Raw genomic sequence first — 15,819 nt, 5'->3', positions numbered from 1 at the left:
TAAAATATTGATTTTATGAAAAATCTCACTTAGCTCCTATCAATAAATCAAAAATTATCAGTATCGCTACTACGCAGTTTTTTGATTTCTTCTTTGGAAAATCCTAAAGAATGAAACTGTGATAAATGTCTTTCAATAAACTGTTGCCCACTACTTGTTAGAATATCTATGTTTTGATTCAGTAATTTGATGTCAGAGTTAAGTTCTAACAAAAAATTATGTGCTGTGTTAATGATATTTGCTAATCGCTTATCGACTGCATTGATCAAAATTGTCTTTGATAACTCGTTATCCCCAAACTCTTCTTCTATACGTTTCAAATCTCGCATTGCCTCCTGCATCGCAGAATCTTGTAGTTCCTTGTATTTTAACGTTCTTTCATAAACTAAATCTTGAGCTTGCTTTCTTAAGCCAAGTTGAATGTTACCAATCATGTTAATAGCATCAACATTAAGCTGAGTAAGCTCTCGCTGTAGTCTCATCATAGCCTCAGAAACAGCTTCCATCCTTTTAAATTCAAAGTCTTTTCTGCATTCTTCAATTTCAGTAATTATCCTTATAATTTCTGTCTCTTTCTTTATTCGTAAGCTCGTATCAGCTTCTTGTTTTTTTAACTCAAGATTAAGGTCATTTTCTTTTTCTTTCTGTTTGTTGTTTGAATCAATATTTATTTTTTCAATTTCTCTTTGGTGCTCCCATCGCTTTAGCGGCTCACTAGCCCAATCTGTTGCTAGCTTAATAGGTGCATAAACAATGTCATCAATCTTGTCAAACATTCCAAAAATTTTTGATGCAAAGCCCATTTTATCCTCTCAATTTTTGAATTTCTTTTTCAAATAAAATTTTGTCTTTTTCGTATTGCAATTGTAATTTATTATAAGATTTTTTTGATTTATCTCCAATTTTTAGCATTTCTGATAGACTGTCTATTTTAATTTTCAATATCTCCAACAAAAGTGGAGAGGATTTTTTACTTGTTTGACTTAGATTCCATGACTCCAAAACTATCACAAAAATTTCTAGGTAAACAGATGAGCTAATATCGACTTCGTTTTCAGGATTTAAGTTGTATTCATCCAATAAAATCCAATAAGAATCAAGCCAAGTGATGAAATATTTTTCAATAGCTAGAATCATTAATTGTGGATCTTCTGCATATTTAAAGCAGGGTAAATATATGTTCGGCTCTTCGTTGATAAAATCATCAACGAGTTTTTTGCGCATCATTTCAAGCAAGTTCAAAATCACTTGAAAGTTATTTGGCTCACAACTGCTGATCGTCATTTTGGCTAGGCATCTTTTTTTGAGTTGATCTTCTTAATTCATTTTTGGTATCAGCTTTCAATTCTGAAATTTTGTCAATTACTTGATTTGCGGCTAAATCTGAGCTAATGTCAAGACTTTTAGTGTAGCTGTGAACCAATTCTTGAATCCAGGTTGATGCTATTTGATCATCAACTCCAGAGTTTTTTAAAGTTTCACAAACTTCCCTCAATCCATAAGTAAAAAACTGGGCTCGTTCTCTTCTTAGATCTTCTTGAATAGAGTTAGCAAATTTTATTTCATCTTTGTGCTGTTGCAAAAGCTCTAGATAATGCTTTTCATATTCATACAGAATAGACAATTTATTGTCATTTTCAATTTCAACTATTAAATCATAGATACTTTTAAGTAGTATTTGCTTTTGATTTCCATCTAGACCGATTTTCTCAATACAAATATTGAGTCTTTCTTCAATTTGTTTAATTTCCATTTTTTTTGCTGAGTATAGTCTAGAGTGAGATTGCGGAGAAGAATTATTAATAGAACTAGCATCAACGGGAAATTCATTTTCCCTTTCTAAAATGCCATCTATGTCTAGATCTAGAATTTTGCCGAAAATATTTAGTAAACCCATAACCTTCTAGCTTTTTGCTAAAAAAATACATAAAGCTGCCCGGTTAAGTTAGATGCCAATTAGACTTTTAATTAGATCTAATGAAAACAAAAGTAACATGGGGCTACTATAACTCTATTTTTTGTTTTAGGATCTGAAAGCAGCTAATCAGCAAGAAATCTTTACAAATTCAAAACAAATCTAGCTTATGTAAACTAAAGTACATAGTCACTAATATGGTGTCTAGCGTGCCTAAAAGCCACAAAACCTGCTATTTCGTTTTAGAGTTGGTGTCAAGATACAATGGCTGTGATTAAGGCTGTGCAAGTATTGGAACTAATTTTTGATGACCCAGGATAATAATTTCGCCACCAGTCTTCTTTGGCAACAGGGGGCCATAGTGGAACTGACCATTACCGGCCTTAATCACGGGGGAGAAGGCATTGGCCGTTTTGATGGACGGGTGGTGTTTGTGCCCGACACTGCCCCCGGCGATCGCCTGGAAGTCAGACTAATGCGGGTGAAAAAAAATTATGCCATTGCCCAATTGCTCAAAATTTTAGAGCCCTCCCCCCAGCGCACCCGGCCTGCTTGCATCGTGGCGGATAAATGCGGCGGTTGTCAGTGGCAACATCTGGATTATCAATTCCAAATAGAAAATAAACAGCAACAAATTATTGATGCCCTGGAACGCATCGGTGGTTTCACCGCATTACCCTTGGAACCTTTGTTAAAGTCCCCCGTTAGCTTGGGTTACCGCAACAAAGCCACCTATCCCCTGGCCCGCTCTAAAACAGGACAGGTGCAGGCCGGCTATTACCGCAAAGGTAGCCATCGCCTAGTCAATATCAACCAATGTCCTGTCCAAGATGATCGCCTAAATTTATTGCTGACAGAGGTGAAGAAAGATATTGAAAATCGGGGTTGGTCCATCTATGACGAAGATAAAAAACAGGGCAAATTACGCCATCTAAGCCTACGCATTGGCCAACGCACCGGGGAAATGTTGCTGACCCTGATTTCGGCCCATAAGGGTTTACCAAATTTGGAGGAACAGGCCGGGGAATGGTTGGAGCGCTATCCCGATTTGGGCGGTATTTGTTTAAATATTCAACCGGAACCCAACAACCGCATTTTTGGCGAGGAGACCATCGTCATTGCAGGGCGGGGCATTTGTCGGGAAAAGTTTGCTGATTTGAGCTTTAGCCTGGGGGCGAATACATTTTTCCAAGTCAATAGTGGGGCGGCGGAGTTACTATTAACCCGGCTACAGCAAGCATTAAGTCTACAAGGTACTGAATTCCTGGTGGATGCCTATGCCGGTGTGGGCACTTTCGCCTTACCCCTAGCCCGCCAGGTTCGTCAGGCGATCGCCATTGAAGTCAATCAAGATTCGGTGCACCAAGGACAACGCAACGCCGAGATCAATCAGATTACCAACGTGGACTTTTTAGCCGGTACCGTAGAAACCCTTTTACCCACCCTGTCAGAGGTTCCCGATATTCTGCTCCTCGACCCCCCCCGCAGAGGTTGTACTCCAGAAGTACTAAGGGAAATTGTTCGACAGCGCCCAGCAAAAATTGCCTACATCAGTTGTCAGCCCCCCACCCTCGCCCGGGACTTAAAATTTCTCTGTGCTGAGGGTTCCTACCAACTAACCTGGGCCCAGGGTTGCGACTTTTTCCCCCAAACTGCCCATGTGGAGTGCGCTGTTATTCTCCAGGCAGTCAATGGTTAACCTCAAAATTCCTCGGGGATATGGTAGCGCTGGGCACATTCAGCCCCCCCTGGCGATCGGCTATAATGGTACCCATCAGTACTGTTAGATTGCTGTTAGTCCAGTGTGAGGTGGAGCGCTTGCTGAATATTAATTTTCCCCACAGGCAATCCCATTGGCAAAAAGTTAGTTTTTCTTCGACTCTCTACCTTTATCCCATCCTCGACTTGTTGCTTAATTCCGTGCCTGAGCCCTTGCATAACGAAGTCAGGTTGGGCCTACAGGAAGCTCTGGTCAATGCGGCCACCCACGGCAACGCCCTCAATCCCAGTAAATCAATTACAGTGGAATATCGCCAGTCCCCCCAAGGTTATTGTTGGATTATCACTGACCAGGGTATGGGGTTTGACCGTCCTTGCCCTTGTTCCCATGTGCCCCTTGATTGCCCCAGTTGTGTCACCCCCTGGTTTCCCCCCGATGAGTCGGAGAATGGCCGGGGATTGGGTATTTTGATGCAAATTTTTGACCAAGTCCACTGGAACGAAGATGGTACCCGTCTACGGTTAAGCAAGAAAATTAATCGCCGTCTCCGGGGAGCGGGGGAAAGTGTGATTAAGCGTTTTTTCAGCGAAAGTTATCGTTTTTTGAGTTTGTGAAACCCGGTAGTGCCAGAAGTTTGTAACCGTCATCCCGTTGTTTTAGTCCATGGCATTTACGATACTAGGGCCAAGTTTGGGCCAATGGTCGATTTTTTAACCAGGGAGGGCTGGTCGGTTCACTGCTTAGATCTAGTGCCCAATGATGGCAGTGCTTCCCTAGCATTGTTGGCAGAGCAAGTGAAGCAATATATTGATGGACAATTTGGGACCCAGCAACCGGTGGATTTAATTGGCTTTAGCATGGGTGGTTTAGTAACCCGTTATTATTTGCAACGGCTGGGGGGAGTAGAACGAATCAAGCGTTACATCACCATTTCTGCTCCAAACCAAGGTACTCTCCTGGGTTATAGTTTGCCCTATCGGGGAGTGAGGGAAATGGCCTGGCAGAGTGAATTTTTACAGGATTTAAACCAGGACTATTGTCAGTTACTAGGGTCGCTCCAGGTAACGGTGATTTGGACTCCCTTCGACCTGATGATCTTGCCCCCGAGCAGTTCCCGTCTGGAAATAGGCAGAGAAGTTATTCTGCCTGTGCTGGTCCATGCTTGGATGGTGTCGGACAGCCGTTGTTTAGAGGAAGTGGCCTCAGCCCTAGCTAAACCCCTGGCTGAACTGGAAGATCGGTCAATTTAATCTATTCATACAAACATTCTTCGCCGACTTCCGCCAACTGTCTGGCGATCGCCTGGTTGGTTTCCGATTGCTGAACGAGTTTAGTGAATTCCGCCAGGGAATATTTTTGCTTGAATTTATTGATGGTGCAGTTACACATTTCCTGGGCCGCTGCCCCCTTAATGCCCACCTGCTCCACCCGACGGAGACATTGCTGACGATAATTTTCAAAACTATTTTGGCCCTGGGCTCCCACTGGAACGGCGATCGCCAAGCTGGCAAATACCCCGAACAGAACAGTCAAGCCAAAAGGTTTTGAATAATTGTTGGAAGAAAATTTGGACATTTTGGTAAATACTTCTGTAGATTAACGAAATATCTCTTTTCCCATCTAAACCCAGAAATCCCGGCTGTAACCTATGCAGAAGCCACAAATCGGCCCTGTACACTGCAATGTCCACAGAAAGGAGTTTGTGTATTAACGGGAGAATCATCTTGATATGGGCCGAAAACCCGTAACTTGGCGATCGCCCCATGGACCTAGCTAGCCCTCAAAACAGGATAGTGATCATGGCGGCTGAATTGGGTCATATCGCTGAAATAGCGTAGTTCAAGGCTATGAATATCTAAAATCTCCGGGTCGTGGCCAATCCAACGGTCGTTGATGGCGGCTAGCTGCTCACCAACTTGCACCGGATCTGGTATTTTTTCGATCGCCGGGTCGAAGTACCCGAGGGTAATGTGGGCGGTGTAACGATACTGTTGCTCAATACCCAAACCAATCAGAGTAGGATTCTGGAAAATAGCCCGTCGGATTTTAATCACTGGCTCATAGTCGGCCTCCCGTCGAGGTACCAACACCACCCCTAGGGAACGGGGCAATACCAGGAGCCCCAGCACCTGCCATTGACAACCTGAGTATGGCCCAGATTGATGTTGGTGGTCTGCAAAGGAGTGTTGCAAGCAGCTACAGAGTTGTTTTTCAAAGTCAGGATTATGGCGGCGCAGAGCCTGGTAGGGGCCGTCCCAAATCAAATCCGCTACGGTGAGGTGTAAGCTTTCCGGGGGCACTGCCACAAAGCTCCCATCCAGAATTTCTTCCACCTGTCCCTGCACAGTGGTCAAATGGCCATAAAAGCCCTGGTTGACTGGATCATCGGCAGCAATGGGAGTCACCACACTAAAGCCAGGAAAAGGCACCGGCTTCCCCCGGTCAAACTTGGGCGAGCCCTGGGCATTAACCAATTGTTGCTCGTAGGCGATCGCCAAGGTTTGGGGCGCCACCCGATTAATATAGCCTTGGTAAGTATCGTCCACACTCGCCTCCCTGACACAGATTGAAAAAGTTCCTATGGCAAGTTTACTGGTTGGGTGGAGCCTCTGGACATTTAGCGCTAATCTTTGCCGGGTTGAAGAAATTGAAAATGTGGCATTGGCCAGCAATCTACCCATAAAACTCAAGCCGTTGACCACTCCAAAGGAAAATTAGCCAGTGTGACCACGCCACGATTGTGGATAATGTTTGGGAGTGCCCATGACACCTGCAGCCCTGATCGTCGTCTTCCCCTCCATGCACTCACAAAAATTGGTCACAGCCATGAAAATTCTGGTGCTAGCCTGGGAATTCCCGCCCCGCATTGTCGGTGGTATTGCTCGCCATGTGGCAGAACTCTACCCAGAATTAGTTCAGCAGGGCTATGAGATTCATTTAATTACCGTGGCCACAGAGGAAAGTCCGTCCCAGGAAATGGTGGATGGCATCTACATTTATCGAGTGTCAGTGCCCCCCAGTAGCGACTTTTTCCACTGGGTAGACAACATGAACCGGGCCATGGAGCATAGAGGGCAAGCCCTATTCCAGGAACAGGAAAAATTTGATGTTATCCATGCCCACGATTGGCTGGTGGGGGATGCGGCTATCAACCTTAAGCACCATGGCAAAATTCCCCTGGTGGTGACCATCCACGCCACGGAATACGGCCGCTATAATGGGCTTTACAACGACACCCAGCGCTACATTGCCGGCAAAGAAGGAATTCTGATCTACAACGGTTGGCGGATAATCGTTTGTAGCAACTACATGCGCCATGAACTCGAAAGGGCCTTTGGCACCCCTTGGGACAAAATTGACGTGATCTACAATGGCATCCGTCCGGAAAAAAAGCATCGTCGTCCAGACTTTGATTACCGTAATTTTCGCCGCAAATTTGCCGAAGATGGCGAAAAAATTGTCTACTATGTCGGTCGTATGACCTATGAAAAAGGCATTTCAGTTTTACTAACCGCCGCTCCCCAGGTGTTGGAAGCATTGGGTAATCAGGTCAAATTTATTATCATCGGTGGGGGCAACACCGATCGCCTTAAGCAACTAGCATGGAACCTGGGCATTTGGGAACACTGTTTCTTCACTGGCTTCATGTCCGACGAAGATTTAGACAAATTCCAAACCATTGCAGATTGCGCCGTTTTTCCCAGTTTGTACGAGCCCTTTGGCATTGTGGCCCTAGAGAGCTTTGCCGCCCGGGTGCCAGTGGTGGTGTCCAATACCGGTGGGCTGGCGGAGGTAGTGCGTCACCATAGTACGGGCATTGTCACCCAAACCAATAACCCCGATTCTCTGGCCTATGGAATCCTAGAAATTCTTTCTAATCCCTCCTTAGCCAAGCAGTTAGTGGAAGCCGCTTACAAAGATTTAGGCGTGCGTTTTAACTGGTCTAAGTTAGCAGAAGAGACCGCTGCCATTTACGAACGGGTGGTGCGGGAAAGACAAACAGTAGAGTGGTAAAAACTAGACTAAATATATTAGCTCATTGTAATTTGTAGAGAGCTTTTTAAAAGCTTTCCTGGTCTCTCAAGCTTGGGGCAAAGAGATAAAAGCACCAGATCAAATACCTAATAAAGACCGCGCAATGAGTAGATAAATAGCTACCCCCAACACATCCACCGCCGTAGTGATAAAAGGAGCAGACATCAAGGCCGGATCTAACTTCATCGACTTAAACAAAAACGGCAAACCTCCCCCTGCAAAGGCCGCCAAAAGGGAAATGATGAACAGGCTACTGCCCACAGTGATGGCCACTAACCAATCCCCCTGGAGAAAATAAGCCCAAATCGTCACCACAATCCCCAGCATCAATCCTAATAAAGCCCCGGCTCCTCCTTCCCTAGCAATAACTGGTAAGACCTGGGTGAGTCGCACATCCTCCGTATTCAAACCCCGGATCACCACGGTGGAAGACTGAGCCCCCACATTGCCCCCTGCATCGATCAACAAAGGAATGAAAGCAGCCAAGGCGATGGTTTTTTGCAACACATCTTCCTGAGAATGAATTACTTGACTGGTGAGGGTATTAGTGAGCAAGAGAATGAATAGCCATACCACCCGCTTGCGAGCCACCGTCATCAAACTACTTTTAAAATAGTCATCCCCCTGGGACTGTACCCCCCCGGCGGTGTAAATATCTTCGGTGGCTTCCTCCTCCAAAATATCAATCACATCGTCCACGGTGACAATGCCCACCAATCTCTGTTCTGAATCCACCACGGGCACCGCCAAAAAATCGTAGTGCTGGATAGTCCGGGCCACTTCCTCCTGGTCTGTATTGGTGTGGACGGAAACCACATCGGGCACCATAATTTGTCCAATATATTCCTCGGGCTTGGCCATGACCAAGTTACGCAGGGAAAGGGTTCCCGTGAGGCGCCGGGACTCATCAGTGACGTAAAGAACGTAAATGGTTTCAAAGCTGGTGGCAATGTGGCGGATGCGGTCTAGGGCTTGGCTGGCAGTGTAATCCTCCTTGAGAGAAACGTATTCTGTGGTCATAATCCGGCCAGCGGTTTCCGGTTTATAGCCCAACAGTAGAGATGTTGCGGTCCGTTCTTCGTTGCTGAGGTGTTTAAACAGTTGTCGCACCACTTTGGCAGGGAGTTCATCCAATAGCCTGACCCGGTCATCGGGGGACATCTGGTTGAAAATTTCCAGTACATCAGGATGCTTGAAGTCTTCCAGCAAGGATTCCTGCACTGGTGGAGCTAAATGCTCATAAACATCGATCGCCTCATTTTTGGAAAGTAAACGAAATGCTAACACCTGTAGACGACTGGGGAGAGACTCGATCACATCGGCAATATCCGCCGGTTGCACAGGGGTAAGAATAGTTTTAGCAGCATCGAATTGGGAGGTTTCTAGCAGAGTTTCAATCTGAGCCCGCACTAATCCTTGTAGTTCCTCTCGGTCAGGATTTAGTCGAACAGTCGTAGTGACCTCTGTCATGGCAACCCCCGGGGCGAAACGACACCCCCCAATATACGGTATCTCCATGCTGTTCCAAACATTTTTGCTGGGGAAAAAATTGGGCACTTATGTTTGAGATGAACCCAAAACCGGTGGATCTCTGTCCGAAAAAATTGTGTTAGGCTGTTCCCATGGGCTAAAAGCAAATTTCCCTAGCCCCCTCATACATCCTGAGCCTTCGTCGAATAAGGTTTGACCTTGAATCACTACCAGGGGTTTTGCCCCAAGGGTTGTGGCTAGAACTTTAGACTGTGACTTTATTGGACAGATTCGGTTTTAGTTATTCCGTCGGGGTTCAGTTAGACATCATCACAGGAGTCGTCCTTGGTAATGGACTATTTAGAAAGACTGCTCGATAAACTCAGAGAGCTGGCCCAGAAGTTGATTGAGGGCTTGCTTGGTCCCCAGGGGGAACCGGAGCCGGAACTAATTCCTGTTCCTGTCAATGATCGCCGTTCCCGTCACTGAGGGGGATTTAGCAAGTTAAACGGATATGTCAACGGTGTGGAAGGTGTTGGTGCTCCATGGCCCGAATTTGAATTTGCTAGGCCAGCGAGAACCGGGTATTTACGGCTCCCTGACCCTAGGAGAAATTGATGCTTGTCTACGGCAAGACGGTGCCAATTTAGGAGTGGAGGTGACTGCTTTCCAGTCCAATGGTGAAGGGGAATTGGTCAGTGCCATCCATAGCGCCCTAGGAAAATACCATGGCATTGTTTTCAATGCAGCGGCCTATACCCATACCAGCATTGCCCTGCGGGATGCTTTGGCCGCGGTGAGCCTTCCCTGTGTAGAAGTACATCTAAGCAACATTCATAGGCGTGAATCATTCCGCCATGTCTCCCACATTGCCCCAGTGGCGATCGGGCAGATCTGTGGTTTTGGCCTCAACAGTTATCGTTTGGGGTTGAGGGCCTTGGTAGACCATCTTAACGGTCAGGCTGATAGTTATAGCCAATTCAAATAAGATTGAGATGACTAAAGTCTTTACCAAAGATGCTTTTAGCTTTAGTCGGTGTCTTACTTTCAATTAAATCAACCATATGATCGGATTCCTAAATCTCTTTACTAAAGCTCCGGTAGGCTTGGAGGACTTTTATGGTCATTTCAAATAATTTCGAGACTGCTTAAGTCTTTCTTGACAAGCTTTTCGGCTAATTTGACTGCCTCAGTCTTACTAGAAACGACTATATCCCCAGAATTTGGGGCCAGGGGGCTTTTCAAACACAGCCTTAGGATATTGGGTCTTTGATGTCAAAATTTGGACGAATACTCAAATAAGCCAAAGCACCAAACAAAGGTACGGTACTGCCCAGAGCGAGAAGAAAGGGATGGGAAACTCGACGGTGCCTTAAATCCTGGGCTAATAGCAACGGAAAAGCTAGGGTTAGACAGAGAAAATCACTGCTCATCACTGCAATGAATTGATTCGTCTGTAGCTGGTGCCCGTAATCAGCCCAATCCCCCATAAACACGGCACCGGATACACAGGCGATCGCCAAGAAGAATAGTACCCTTCCCAACCAGGGGGAACGCCAAAACCTATTCACCATGGACGGTTCCAGCTTCGATATTGAGATATTATTCCCTTCCGGGGGTGGCCAGAAAATTAGATAGGGTAAAAGAGCAAAAGCACCCAAAAAGAATGAGCCCGCCACAAAGGGCCAGGCTGGTAATTTTCTTCCCCGGCGATCGCCGATCAATATAGCTGCGTAGGCCATGGGCCAGATGCCCATCAAATTAAATAGGGCAATAATCACAGGATTAATGTCCTGCCATTGCCCCAGGGAAAGGGCCTTGATTAACGTTAGGGTCCGGGGATCGCTGGGGGGAGCAAAACCAAAAGCAAATACTACTAACGCCAGCCACAGACAAGCCAAGGCTAAACGATTCAGAACCACGCGATTTATGCCCCCTGTTAACGGCAAAACTTGGATAAGAGACTTTATTCACGCCAGACTGTTACGCCAAGAATCTTAAACTACAGTTGAATTAATCATAACTAGAGACAAAGGGCAGGGGGAGAGTTTAAATAATCCTTCCGCACCTGGAGTAACTGTTGGGACAAAAACTGTTTATTAATCTGCCCAGATGCCTTAGCTAAACGGCCTTGGATTTGCTCCATTACCCCATCGTTTTGATTGAGTAAAATAATTGGTGTTTCCCTCACGGCGGAGGATTTACGCAGTAAACGACAAAGCTCATAACCACTAATTTCTGGCATTTCCGCGTCAATTAAAATTAGCTGGGGATTGTGGCTAATGGCCGCCGCCAGGGCATGGCAAGGATCGTCAATGCAAACCACCTTAAAGCCCCGCTGTCCTAAGGTTTGCCGGACAACTTCTTGTACAGATGGACGGTTGTTAACGGAAATAACCACCGGCAGATTGTAATTATCGACAGACAATTCCTGATAGGCCAACATTTTAATTTCCCCCGACTTGATTTGCGGATGTAAAAATAAGGCTAGTTCTAAAGCACTGCTATTGGTTTTACGGGCCAATTCGTATAAACAAGACAGATTTTTTAGCCCATCCAATAATTGCTCACACCATTGCTCACTGCGGCGATGGCTTAAATTGAGCATTGCTTTTATTTCCTGCCAATTTTCCACTAGGGGGCGTTGGAAAGGGGAACTGATGTGGGGATGCAATTCTCCCCAGTACCGAATCTTGTGCTCCACGGATTGGATAGTTTTATCGAGATCGAGGTTGAGGAATAGATCCTTGAGACTATCGTCTTGATTAAAGGAGCATTCAGCGCTGGGAAGCGCTAAAAACTGAACTAATGCTTCCTGGGTAAATTGGGTAAGGATGGAACGGGTCTGCTGAAAGGAAAACACCTCTTTTTTCCACAATTCACAAATATATTTGTAATCGTCGGTAATTTGCGGGGGCAGACTAATTTTATTTTTGTTGAGATAGTTACCCAGCAGATATTGAACCCTTTGGATACTGCCCACACCGCTGTTGGCAAAGTTAATTTTCCCCTTACCAAGATAGACCTGCCAGGTGACCAGCTCGTCCATGGGGTTGTGCACCATTAATCTACCAGTGGCATTCTCAGCAATTAAAGTTTGTAAAAACTGACTAGGGACTTGCTTGGTGATAAGGGTGGTCATGGAAAACTCCTGGGGTTGCAATGGATTAGCTGCTAAAGGCAAAGGAACGATGGCAACCGTCCCCAGCGCGGCCATTCACCAGCACCAGCCCATCCTAGAGAGAATTCACCGTTTTGTCCTGGCTGATTTTTGACAAAGTAGTTGATTTTTGACCTCAGTTTTCTGCTTATGCTCCGTGGATGTCTAAATTGGATGCCAAAATATCTAACGACTGCGATACTCCTTTGGGGTAATACCCAGTAAATTGCGGAAATGGTGATTGAGTTGACTGTGGGAGCTAAAACCACACCTCAAAGCTACTTCACTGATGGGTAAATGTCTTTCCAGTAGTAGTTCTTTTGCCCGCTCTACCCGCTGTTGAATGATGAATTGGTAAGGGGAACAACCAATTTCTTTTTGAAAAAAGCGACAAAAGTAAGCGGTGCTCATGCCGATCGCCCCGGCTAGAAACTCAACGGTGATGCCCTGGTCTAAATGGTTTTGGATATAGTCTAGGGTGGGTTGCAGGCGGTAATGGTTGGCGGACATGGGCAGAGAAGTTGCTGCCGATTTTTCCTGTTTTTGATGGTTCGCTATGGCGATCGCCACGGTGGATAGTAACTGCTCTCGCCGAAAAGGTTTGATCACATAGCCCTGGGGATTGGTTTTCTGGGCTCTTTCCAAGGTCTCCCCATCGGAAAAAGCTGTGAGGTAAACAATCGGGATCGAATAGAGGGATTTAATTCGCTCAGCCACTTCCACCCCATCGATTTCCCCTTTGATGCGAATATCCAACAGCACCAGATCAGGATAGAGTTCTGCAATTTTTTTCAGGGCCCCATCCCCCTGACTGGCGATCGCACAAACCTCATAACCATTGTTTTTGAGTAGCTGGGCAATGTGCTGGGCCACTAGCCTCTCATCCTCTACAATTAGTACTTTAGTCGCCATAGTCACAGCCAAATAATGTTGATTTCCGTTAATTTCCGGTGGAGCTATCTAAAGGGAAAATTCCAAACCAAATTGAGCACCGCCGGCATATTCATAGTGCAATTCTCCCTGGAGTTGTTCAGTGAGACTGTAGATGAGTTGCATACCCAAACTATCTGTATTTTCCAGATCTATTCCCCTGGGAATTCCGACTCCATTGTCCCGCACCTGTAAACTATAGCGACCGTTCATTGAAGCGAATTTAATCGAAATTTCCCCTTCCGCTGTGGGAAAGGCGTGTTTAAGAGCATTGGAAACCAATTCTTGGATAATTAGCCCCAAAGGAATTGATTGTTCGAGGGGAACTTTAACTTGGTCCACCAACAGTTTGATATTAATATTATCCCTGCTAAAACCATAGCTTTGACAGATATTGCGGGTCAAATTTTGTAGATACTGACTAAAATCAATATTTGCTAAATCCTCGCTCCGGTATAACTGCTCATGAATTAAGGCCATGGATTGAATACGATTCTGATATTCATCACTCAATTGCTGGATGGCTGGAGAGGCCTTACTAAATTGCAAATAAAGTAAACTAGACATGATTTGCAAATTGTTTTTAACTCGGTGGTGGATTTCCTTAAGTAATACTTTTTTTTGCTCCAATTCGTTGGTTAATTGAACAAAAAGTTGATTTTTAGAAGCCAACTCCTGTTGGGCCTGCTCATACAAAGTGGCCTGTTGAATGGCAATTTCAAACTGATTAGTAATCTGTTTGAGCAAATCAATTTCCGCCTGTTCCCAAACTCTGGAACCGTCACATTGATGGATACACAATAAGCCCCACAAAATAGCATCATTAATTAGTGGTAGCACTAGGTTTGCCCTGACCTGTAGCTTGGCAAGAAAGTCAATGTGGCATTGCTTAAGATGGGATTGGTGAATATCCTCAATGACCTGAATTCTGCCCTGCTGATACTTTTGGGCATAGTTGTTACTGAAACAGTTTTCTTCAATTGTACTATTAAGAATTGGTTTGAATGGAGCTAATACCGACTCTGCCACAATATTACCAATGGAAAAGTCAGAGTCCGGTGAAAACTGAAAAATAACTACCCGATCTGCTTCCAAAAACTGACGAATTTCCTGCACTACTGTTTCAAAAATAGTTGGCAGATCTAAGGACTGACGGATACGCTGGGTGATTTCCCTTAATAATAACTCTCGGCGTCCTTGTTCATAAAGTCTTTGTTCCTGTTCTTTGCTATCACTAATGTCCTGGGCCGTGCCCAAAACCTTAGTAACTTGCCCGTAATCATCCCTAGCAAAAACCACTTCCCGGGAACGTAGCCAGCGCCAACCACCATCTTTGCGGCGCATACGATACTCAGTGGTTAAAACTTGTCCTTCTTGGGCAGTTTGCCAAAAATTCTTATTGCTATAGAGATTGGGCAAATCATCAGGATGGAGAATATTTAATAGTAGTTCGGTGCCACCATTTTTGAATTCTTCGGGGGTGTAACCTAGGATTTCTAGGGATTGGTGATTGACGTAAAGATTTTTCCAGGCAATGGGATCTAAAATATAGAGAATTTGAGGAGAATAATTGGCTAATTTTTCAATGAAATATTGGCTTTCCCGCAGAGCTTTTTCCACCTCTAGTCTGGTGGTAATATCCCGCGCAATTTTAGAAGCGCCCACCACATTGCCATTTTCATCTCGAATGGGGGAAATGGTGAGAGCAACATCAAGTTTACTGCCATCTTTACGCTGTCTTTGGGTTTCATAGGTATTCAGTCTTTGGCCTTGACGAATACATTCACAAATTAAATCTTCTTCCAACCTTAAATCTTTGGGAATAATTTGGGTGATGTTGGCACCAATCATTTCCTCTGCTTTATAGCCAAACAATCTTTCAGCGGATTCATTCCAACTGGTAATTACACCATCAAGGGTTTTACTAATAATCGCATCCTGGGAAGATTCAACAATGGCAGCTAATTGTGCTAGTTGGTCTTTATTTTTTTCTAGAGCTTCCTTAGCTTGGGTTTTGTCTTGAATTTCTCGCTCTAGCTGCTGGTTTATTTTTGCTAATTGGTTAGTTCTGGCCTCAACTCTTTTTTCCAGGTTGTTGTTCAGTTCCTGGAGGGCTACTTCCGCAGTTTGCCGTTCTTTAATTTCTTGGTTAAGGGCGAGATTAAGGGCGGCCAATTCGGTCGGAGATTTCAAATTAAGAGCGTTGGGAATAATGCGAATTAACTCAAATACTGTAATAATGGAAATGATCGCCATGGAAGCTTTAATGGCACCAGATATCCAGTAGATGGGATACCAAAGAGTAATAATGTCGAAAAAATGACTGGTGCCGCAGCATAAAATAAAGGCACTAAAAAGGAAGATAATATTAGGAAAAGGGATATCCTGCCGCTTCCTTAAAAAGTAGAGCAAAGTCAGGGGAATGGAATAGTAGGCGATCGCCGTCAGCAAATCAGAGGTGACGTGGAGCCAAACTAGGGGAGTTTGCCAAAGGTAACAATGGCCGTGGGGTAGGTAGCCATTGACTTGAAACAAATCCCCCAGGGTAAATGCTGTGATGACCATAGGCGTACTTTTGGTTAAATTGGC

At 45.0% G+C, this 15,819-nt stretch carries 16 protein-coding genes; 6 read left to right on the top strand and 10 right to left on the bottom strand.

Features of this window, described 5'->3' with window-relative positions; genetic code table 11:
• Positions 1 to 47: 47 nt before the first annotated feature.
• Genes D082_RS00130 through D082_RS00120 form a run of 3 tightly spaced genes read right to left on the bottom strand, consistent with a single transcriptional unit; the run spans position 48 to position 1,897 of the window.
• Positions 48 to 803, bottom strand: coding sequence for a hypothetical protein (locus D082_RS00130; RefSeq protein ID WP_028946956.1), 756 nt, complete (start codon positions 801 to 803; stop codon positions 48 to 50).
• Position 804: 1 nt separating this feature from the next.
• Positions 805 to 1,284 carry a hypothetical protein gene (locus tag D082_RS00125; RefSeq protein ID WP_144428701.1) on the bottom strand — a complete coding sequence of 160 codons (480 nt, stop codon included), beginning with the start codon at positions 1,282 to 1,284 and terminating at the stop codon, positions 805 to 807.
• Entirely contained in the window at positions 1,265 to 1,897 is a 633-nt protein-coding gene (locus D082_RS00120) for a hypothetical protein (RefSeq protein WP_238546766.1), read from the bottom strand. The genes D082_RS00125 and D082_RS00120 overlap by 20 nt, the downstream gene beginning before the upstream one ends.
• 325 nt (positions 1,898 to 2,222) lie before the next feature.
• Here D082_RS00120 and rlmD point away from each other — a divergent pair, with 325 nt between their 5' ends.
• The 3 genes from rlmD to D082_RS00105 all read left to right on the top strand — a co-directional run bounded on the left by rlmD (position 2,223) and on the right by D082_RS00105 (position 4,885).
• The gene (gene rlmD, locus D082_RS00115; RefSeq protein WP_028946958.1) at positions 2,223 to 3,614 is read left to right on the top strand and encodes a 23S rRNA (uracil(1939)-C(5))-methyltransferase RlmD; all 1,392 of its coding nucleotides are present in this window, start codon (positions 2,223 to 2,225) and stop codon (positions 3,612 to 3,614) included.
• A gap of 119 nt (positions 3,615 to 3,733) precedes the next feature.
• Entirely contained in the window at positions 3,734 to 4,249 is a 516-nt protein-coding gene (locus D082_RS00110; RefSeq protein WP_028946959.1) for an anti-sigma regulatory factor, read from the top strand.
• 9 nt (positions 4,250 to 4,258) lie between these two features.
• A complete protein-coding gene (locus tag D082_RS00105) occupies positions 4,259 to 4,885 on the top strand; it encodes a triacylglycerol lipase (protein ID WP_028946960.1) in 627 nt (208 codons plus the stop codon).
• Position 4,886: 1 nt separating this feature from the next.
• Here the strand turns inward: D082_RS00105 and D082_RS00100 are convergent, their stop codons facing one another.
• Together D082_RS00100 and D082_RS00095 are read right to left on the bottom strand one after the other, a co-directional pair.
• On the bottom strand, positions 4,887 to 5,168 hold the full coding sequence (locus D082_RS00100; protein ID WP_238546765.1) for a hypothetical protein: 282 nt from the start codon (positions 5,166 to 5,168) through the stop codon (positions 4,887 to 4,889).
• Positions 5,169 to 5,404: 236 nt separating this feature from the next.
• Entirely contained in the window at positions 5,405 to 6,181 is a 777-nt protein-coding gene (locus tag D082_RS00095) for a hypothetical protein (protein ID WP_038529771.1), read from the bottom strand.
• A 217-nt stretch (positions 6,182 to 6,398) separates the two neighbouring features.
• On the opposite strand from D082_RS00095, the gene D082_RS00090 reads away from it, so the two are divergent.
• Positions 6,399 to 7,649 (top strand): glycosyltransferase family 4 protein, encoded by a 1,251-nt coding sequence (locus D082_RS00090; RefSeq protein WP_238546764.1) that lies wholly within the window; start codon positions 6,399 to 6,401, stop codon positions 7,647 to 7,649.
• Between the two features lie 99 nt (positions 7,650 to 7,748).
• Here D082_RS00090 and mgtE read toward each other — a convergent pair whose 3' ends face one another.
• Complete coding sequence (mgtE, locus tag D082_RS00085) at positions 7,749 to 9,140, bottom strand: magnesium transporter (protein WP_028946964.1); 1,392 nt, start codon at positions 9,138 to 9,140, stop codon at positions 7,749 to 7,751.
• A gap of 351 nt (positions 9,141 to 9,491) precedes the next feature.
• Here mgtE and D082_RS18710 point away from each other — a divergent pair, with 351 nt between their 5' ends.
• Together D082_RS18710 and aroQ are read left to right on the top strand one after the other, a co-directional pair.
• A complete protein-coding gene (locus D082_RS18710) occupies positions 9,492 to 9,629 on the top strand; it encodes a hypothetical protein (protein ID WP_193386670.1) in 138 nt (45 codons plus the stop codon).
• A 25-nt stretch (positions 9,630 to 9,654) separates the two neighbouring features.
• Positions 9,655 to 10,128 carry a type II 3-dehydroquinate dehydratase gene (gene aroQ / locus D082_RS00080; protein ID WP_028946965.1) on the top strand — a complete coding sequence of 158 codons (474 nt, stop codon included), beginning with the start codon at positions 9,655 to 9,657 and terminating at the stop codon, positions 10,126 to 10,128.
• 265 nt (positions 10,129 to 10,393) lie between these two features.
• Here the strand turns inward: aroQ and D082_RS00075 are convergent, their stop codons facing one another.
• The 4 genes from D082_RS00075 to D082_RS00060 form a co-directional block, all read right to left on the bottom strand.
• On the bottom strand, positions 10,394 to 11,062 hold the full coding sequence (locus D082_RS00075; RefSeq protein ID WP_028946966.1) for a hypothetical protein: 669 nt from the start codon (positions 11,060 to 11,062) through the stop codon (positions 10,394 to 10,396).
• A 101-nt stretch (positions 11,063 to 11,163) separates the two neighbouring features.
• Positions 11,164 to 12,282 (bottom strand): response regulator, encoded by a 1,119-nt coding sequence (locus D082_RS00070; protein ID WP_028946967.1) that lies wholly within the window; start codon positions 12,280 to 12,282, stop codon positions 11,164 to 11,166.
• A gap of 204 nt (positions 12,283 to 12,486) precedes the next feature.
• Positions 12,487 to 13,212 (bottom strand): response regulator transcription factor, encoded by a 726-nt coding sequence (locus D082_RS00065; RefSeq protein ID WP_028946968.1) that lies wholly within the window; start codon positions 13,210 to 13,212, stop codon positions 12,487 to 12,489.
• Between the two features lie 48 nt (positions 13,213 to 13,260).
• Entirely contained in the window at positions 13,261 to 15,795 is a 2,535-nt protein-coding gene (locus tag D082_RS00060; RefSeq protein ID WP_028946969.1) for a PAS domain S-box protein, read from the bottom strand.
• Positions 15,796 to 15,819: the final 24 nt, after the last annotated feature.

The sequence above is a fragment of the Synechocystis sp. PCC 6714 genome, from assembly GCF_000478825.2.
Taxonomy (GTDB): domain Bacteria; phylum Cyanobacteriota; class Cyanobacteriia; order Cyanobacteriales; family Microcystaceae; genus Synechocystis.
The sequence above is the reverse complement of the archived record's forward strand: the minus strand, read 5'-3'. Positions and strand labels throughout refer to the sequence as shown.

What these genes read in the sequence shown, in the direction of transcription:
- D082_RS00130 (WP_028946956.1), bottom strand. Translation starts at nt 803, where the DNA reads ATGGGCTTTGCATCAAAAATTTTTGGAATGTTTGACAAGATTGATGAC.
- D082_RS00125 (WP_144428701.1), bottom strand. Translation starts at nt 1,284, where the DNA reads ATGACGATCAGCAGTTGTGAGCCAAATAACTTTCAAGTGATTTTGAAC.
- D082_RS00120 (WP_238546766.1), bottom strand. Translation starts at nt 1,897, where the DNA reads ATGGGTTTACTAAATATTTTCGGCAAAATTCTAGATCTAGACATAGAT.
- rlmD (WP_028946958.1), top strand. Translation starts at nt 2,223, where the DNA reads ATGACCCAGGATAATAATTTCGCCACCAGTCTTCTTTGGCAACAGGGG.
- D082_RS00090 (WP_238546764.1), top strand. Translation starts at nt 6,399, where the DNA reads ATGACACCTGCAGCCCTGATCGTCGTCTTCCCCTCCATGCACTCACAA.
- mgtE (WP_028946964.1), bottom strand. Translation starts at nt 9,140, where the DNA reads ATGACAGAGGTCACTACGACTGTTCGACTAAATCCTGACCGAGAGGAA.
- D082_RS18710 (WP_193386670.1), top strand. Translation starts at nt 9,492, where the DNA reads ATGGACTATTTAGAAAGACTGCTCGATAAACTCAGAGAGCTGGCCCAG.
- aroQ (WP_028946965.1), top strand. Translation starts at nt 9,655, where the DNA reads ATGTCAACGGTGTGGAAGGTGTTGGTGCTCCATGGCCCGAATTTGAAT.
- D082_RS00070 (WP_028946967.1), bottom strand. Translation starts at nt 12,282, where the DNA reads ATGACCACCCTTATCACCAAGCAAGTCCCTAGTCAGTTTTTACAAACT.
- D082_RS00065 (WP_028946968.1), bottom strand. Translation starts at nt 13,212, where the DNA reads ATGGCGACTAAAGTACTAATTGTAGAGGATGAGAGGCTAGTGGCCCAG.
- D082_RS00060 (WP_028946969.1), bottom strand. Translation starts at nt 15,795, where the DNA reads ATGGTCATCACAGCATTTACCCTGGGGGATTTGTTTCAAGTCAATGGC.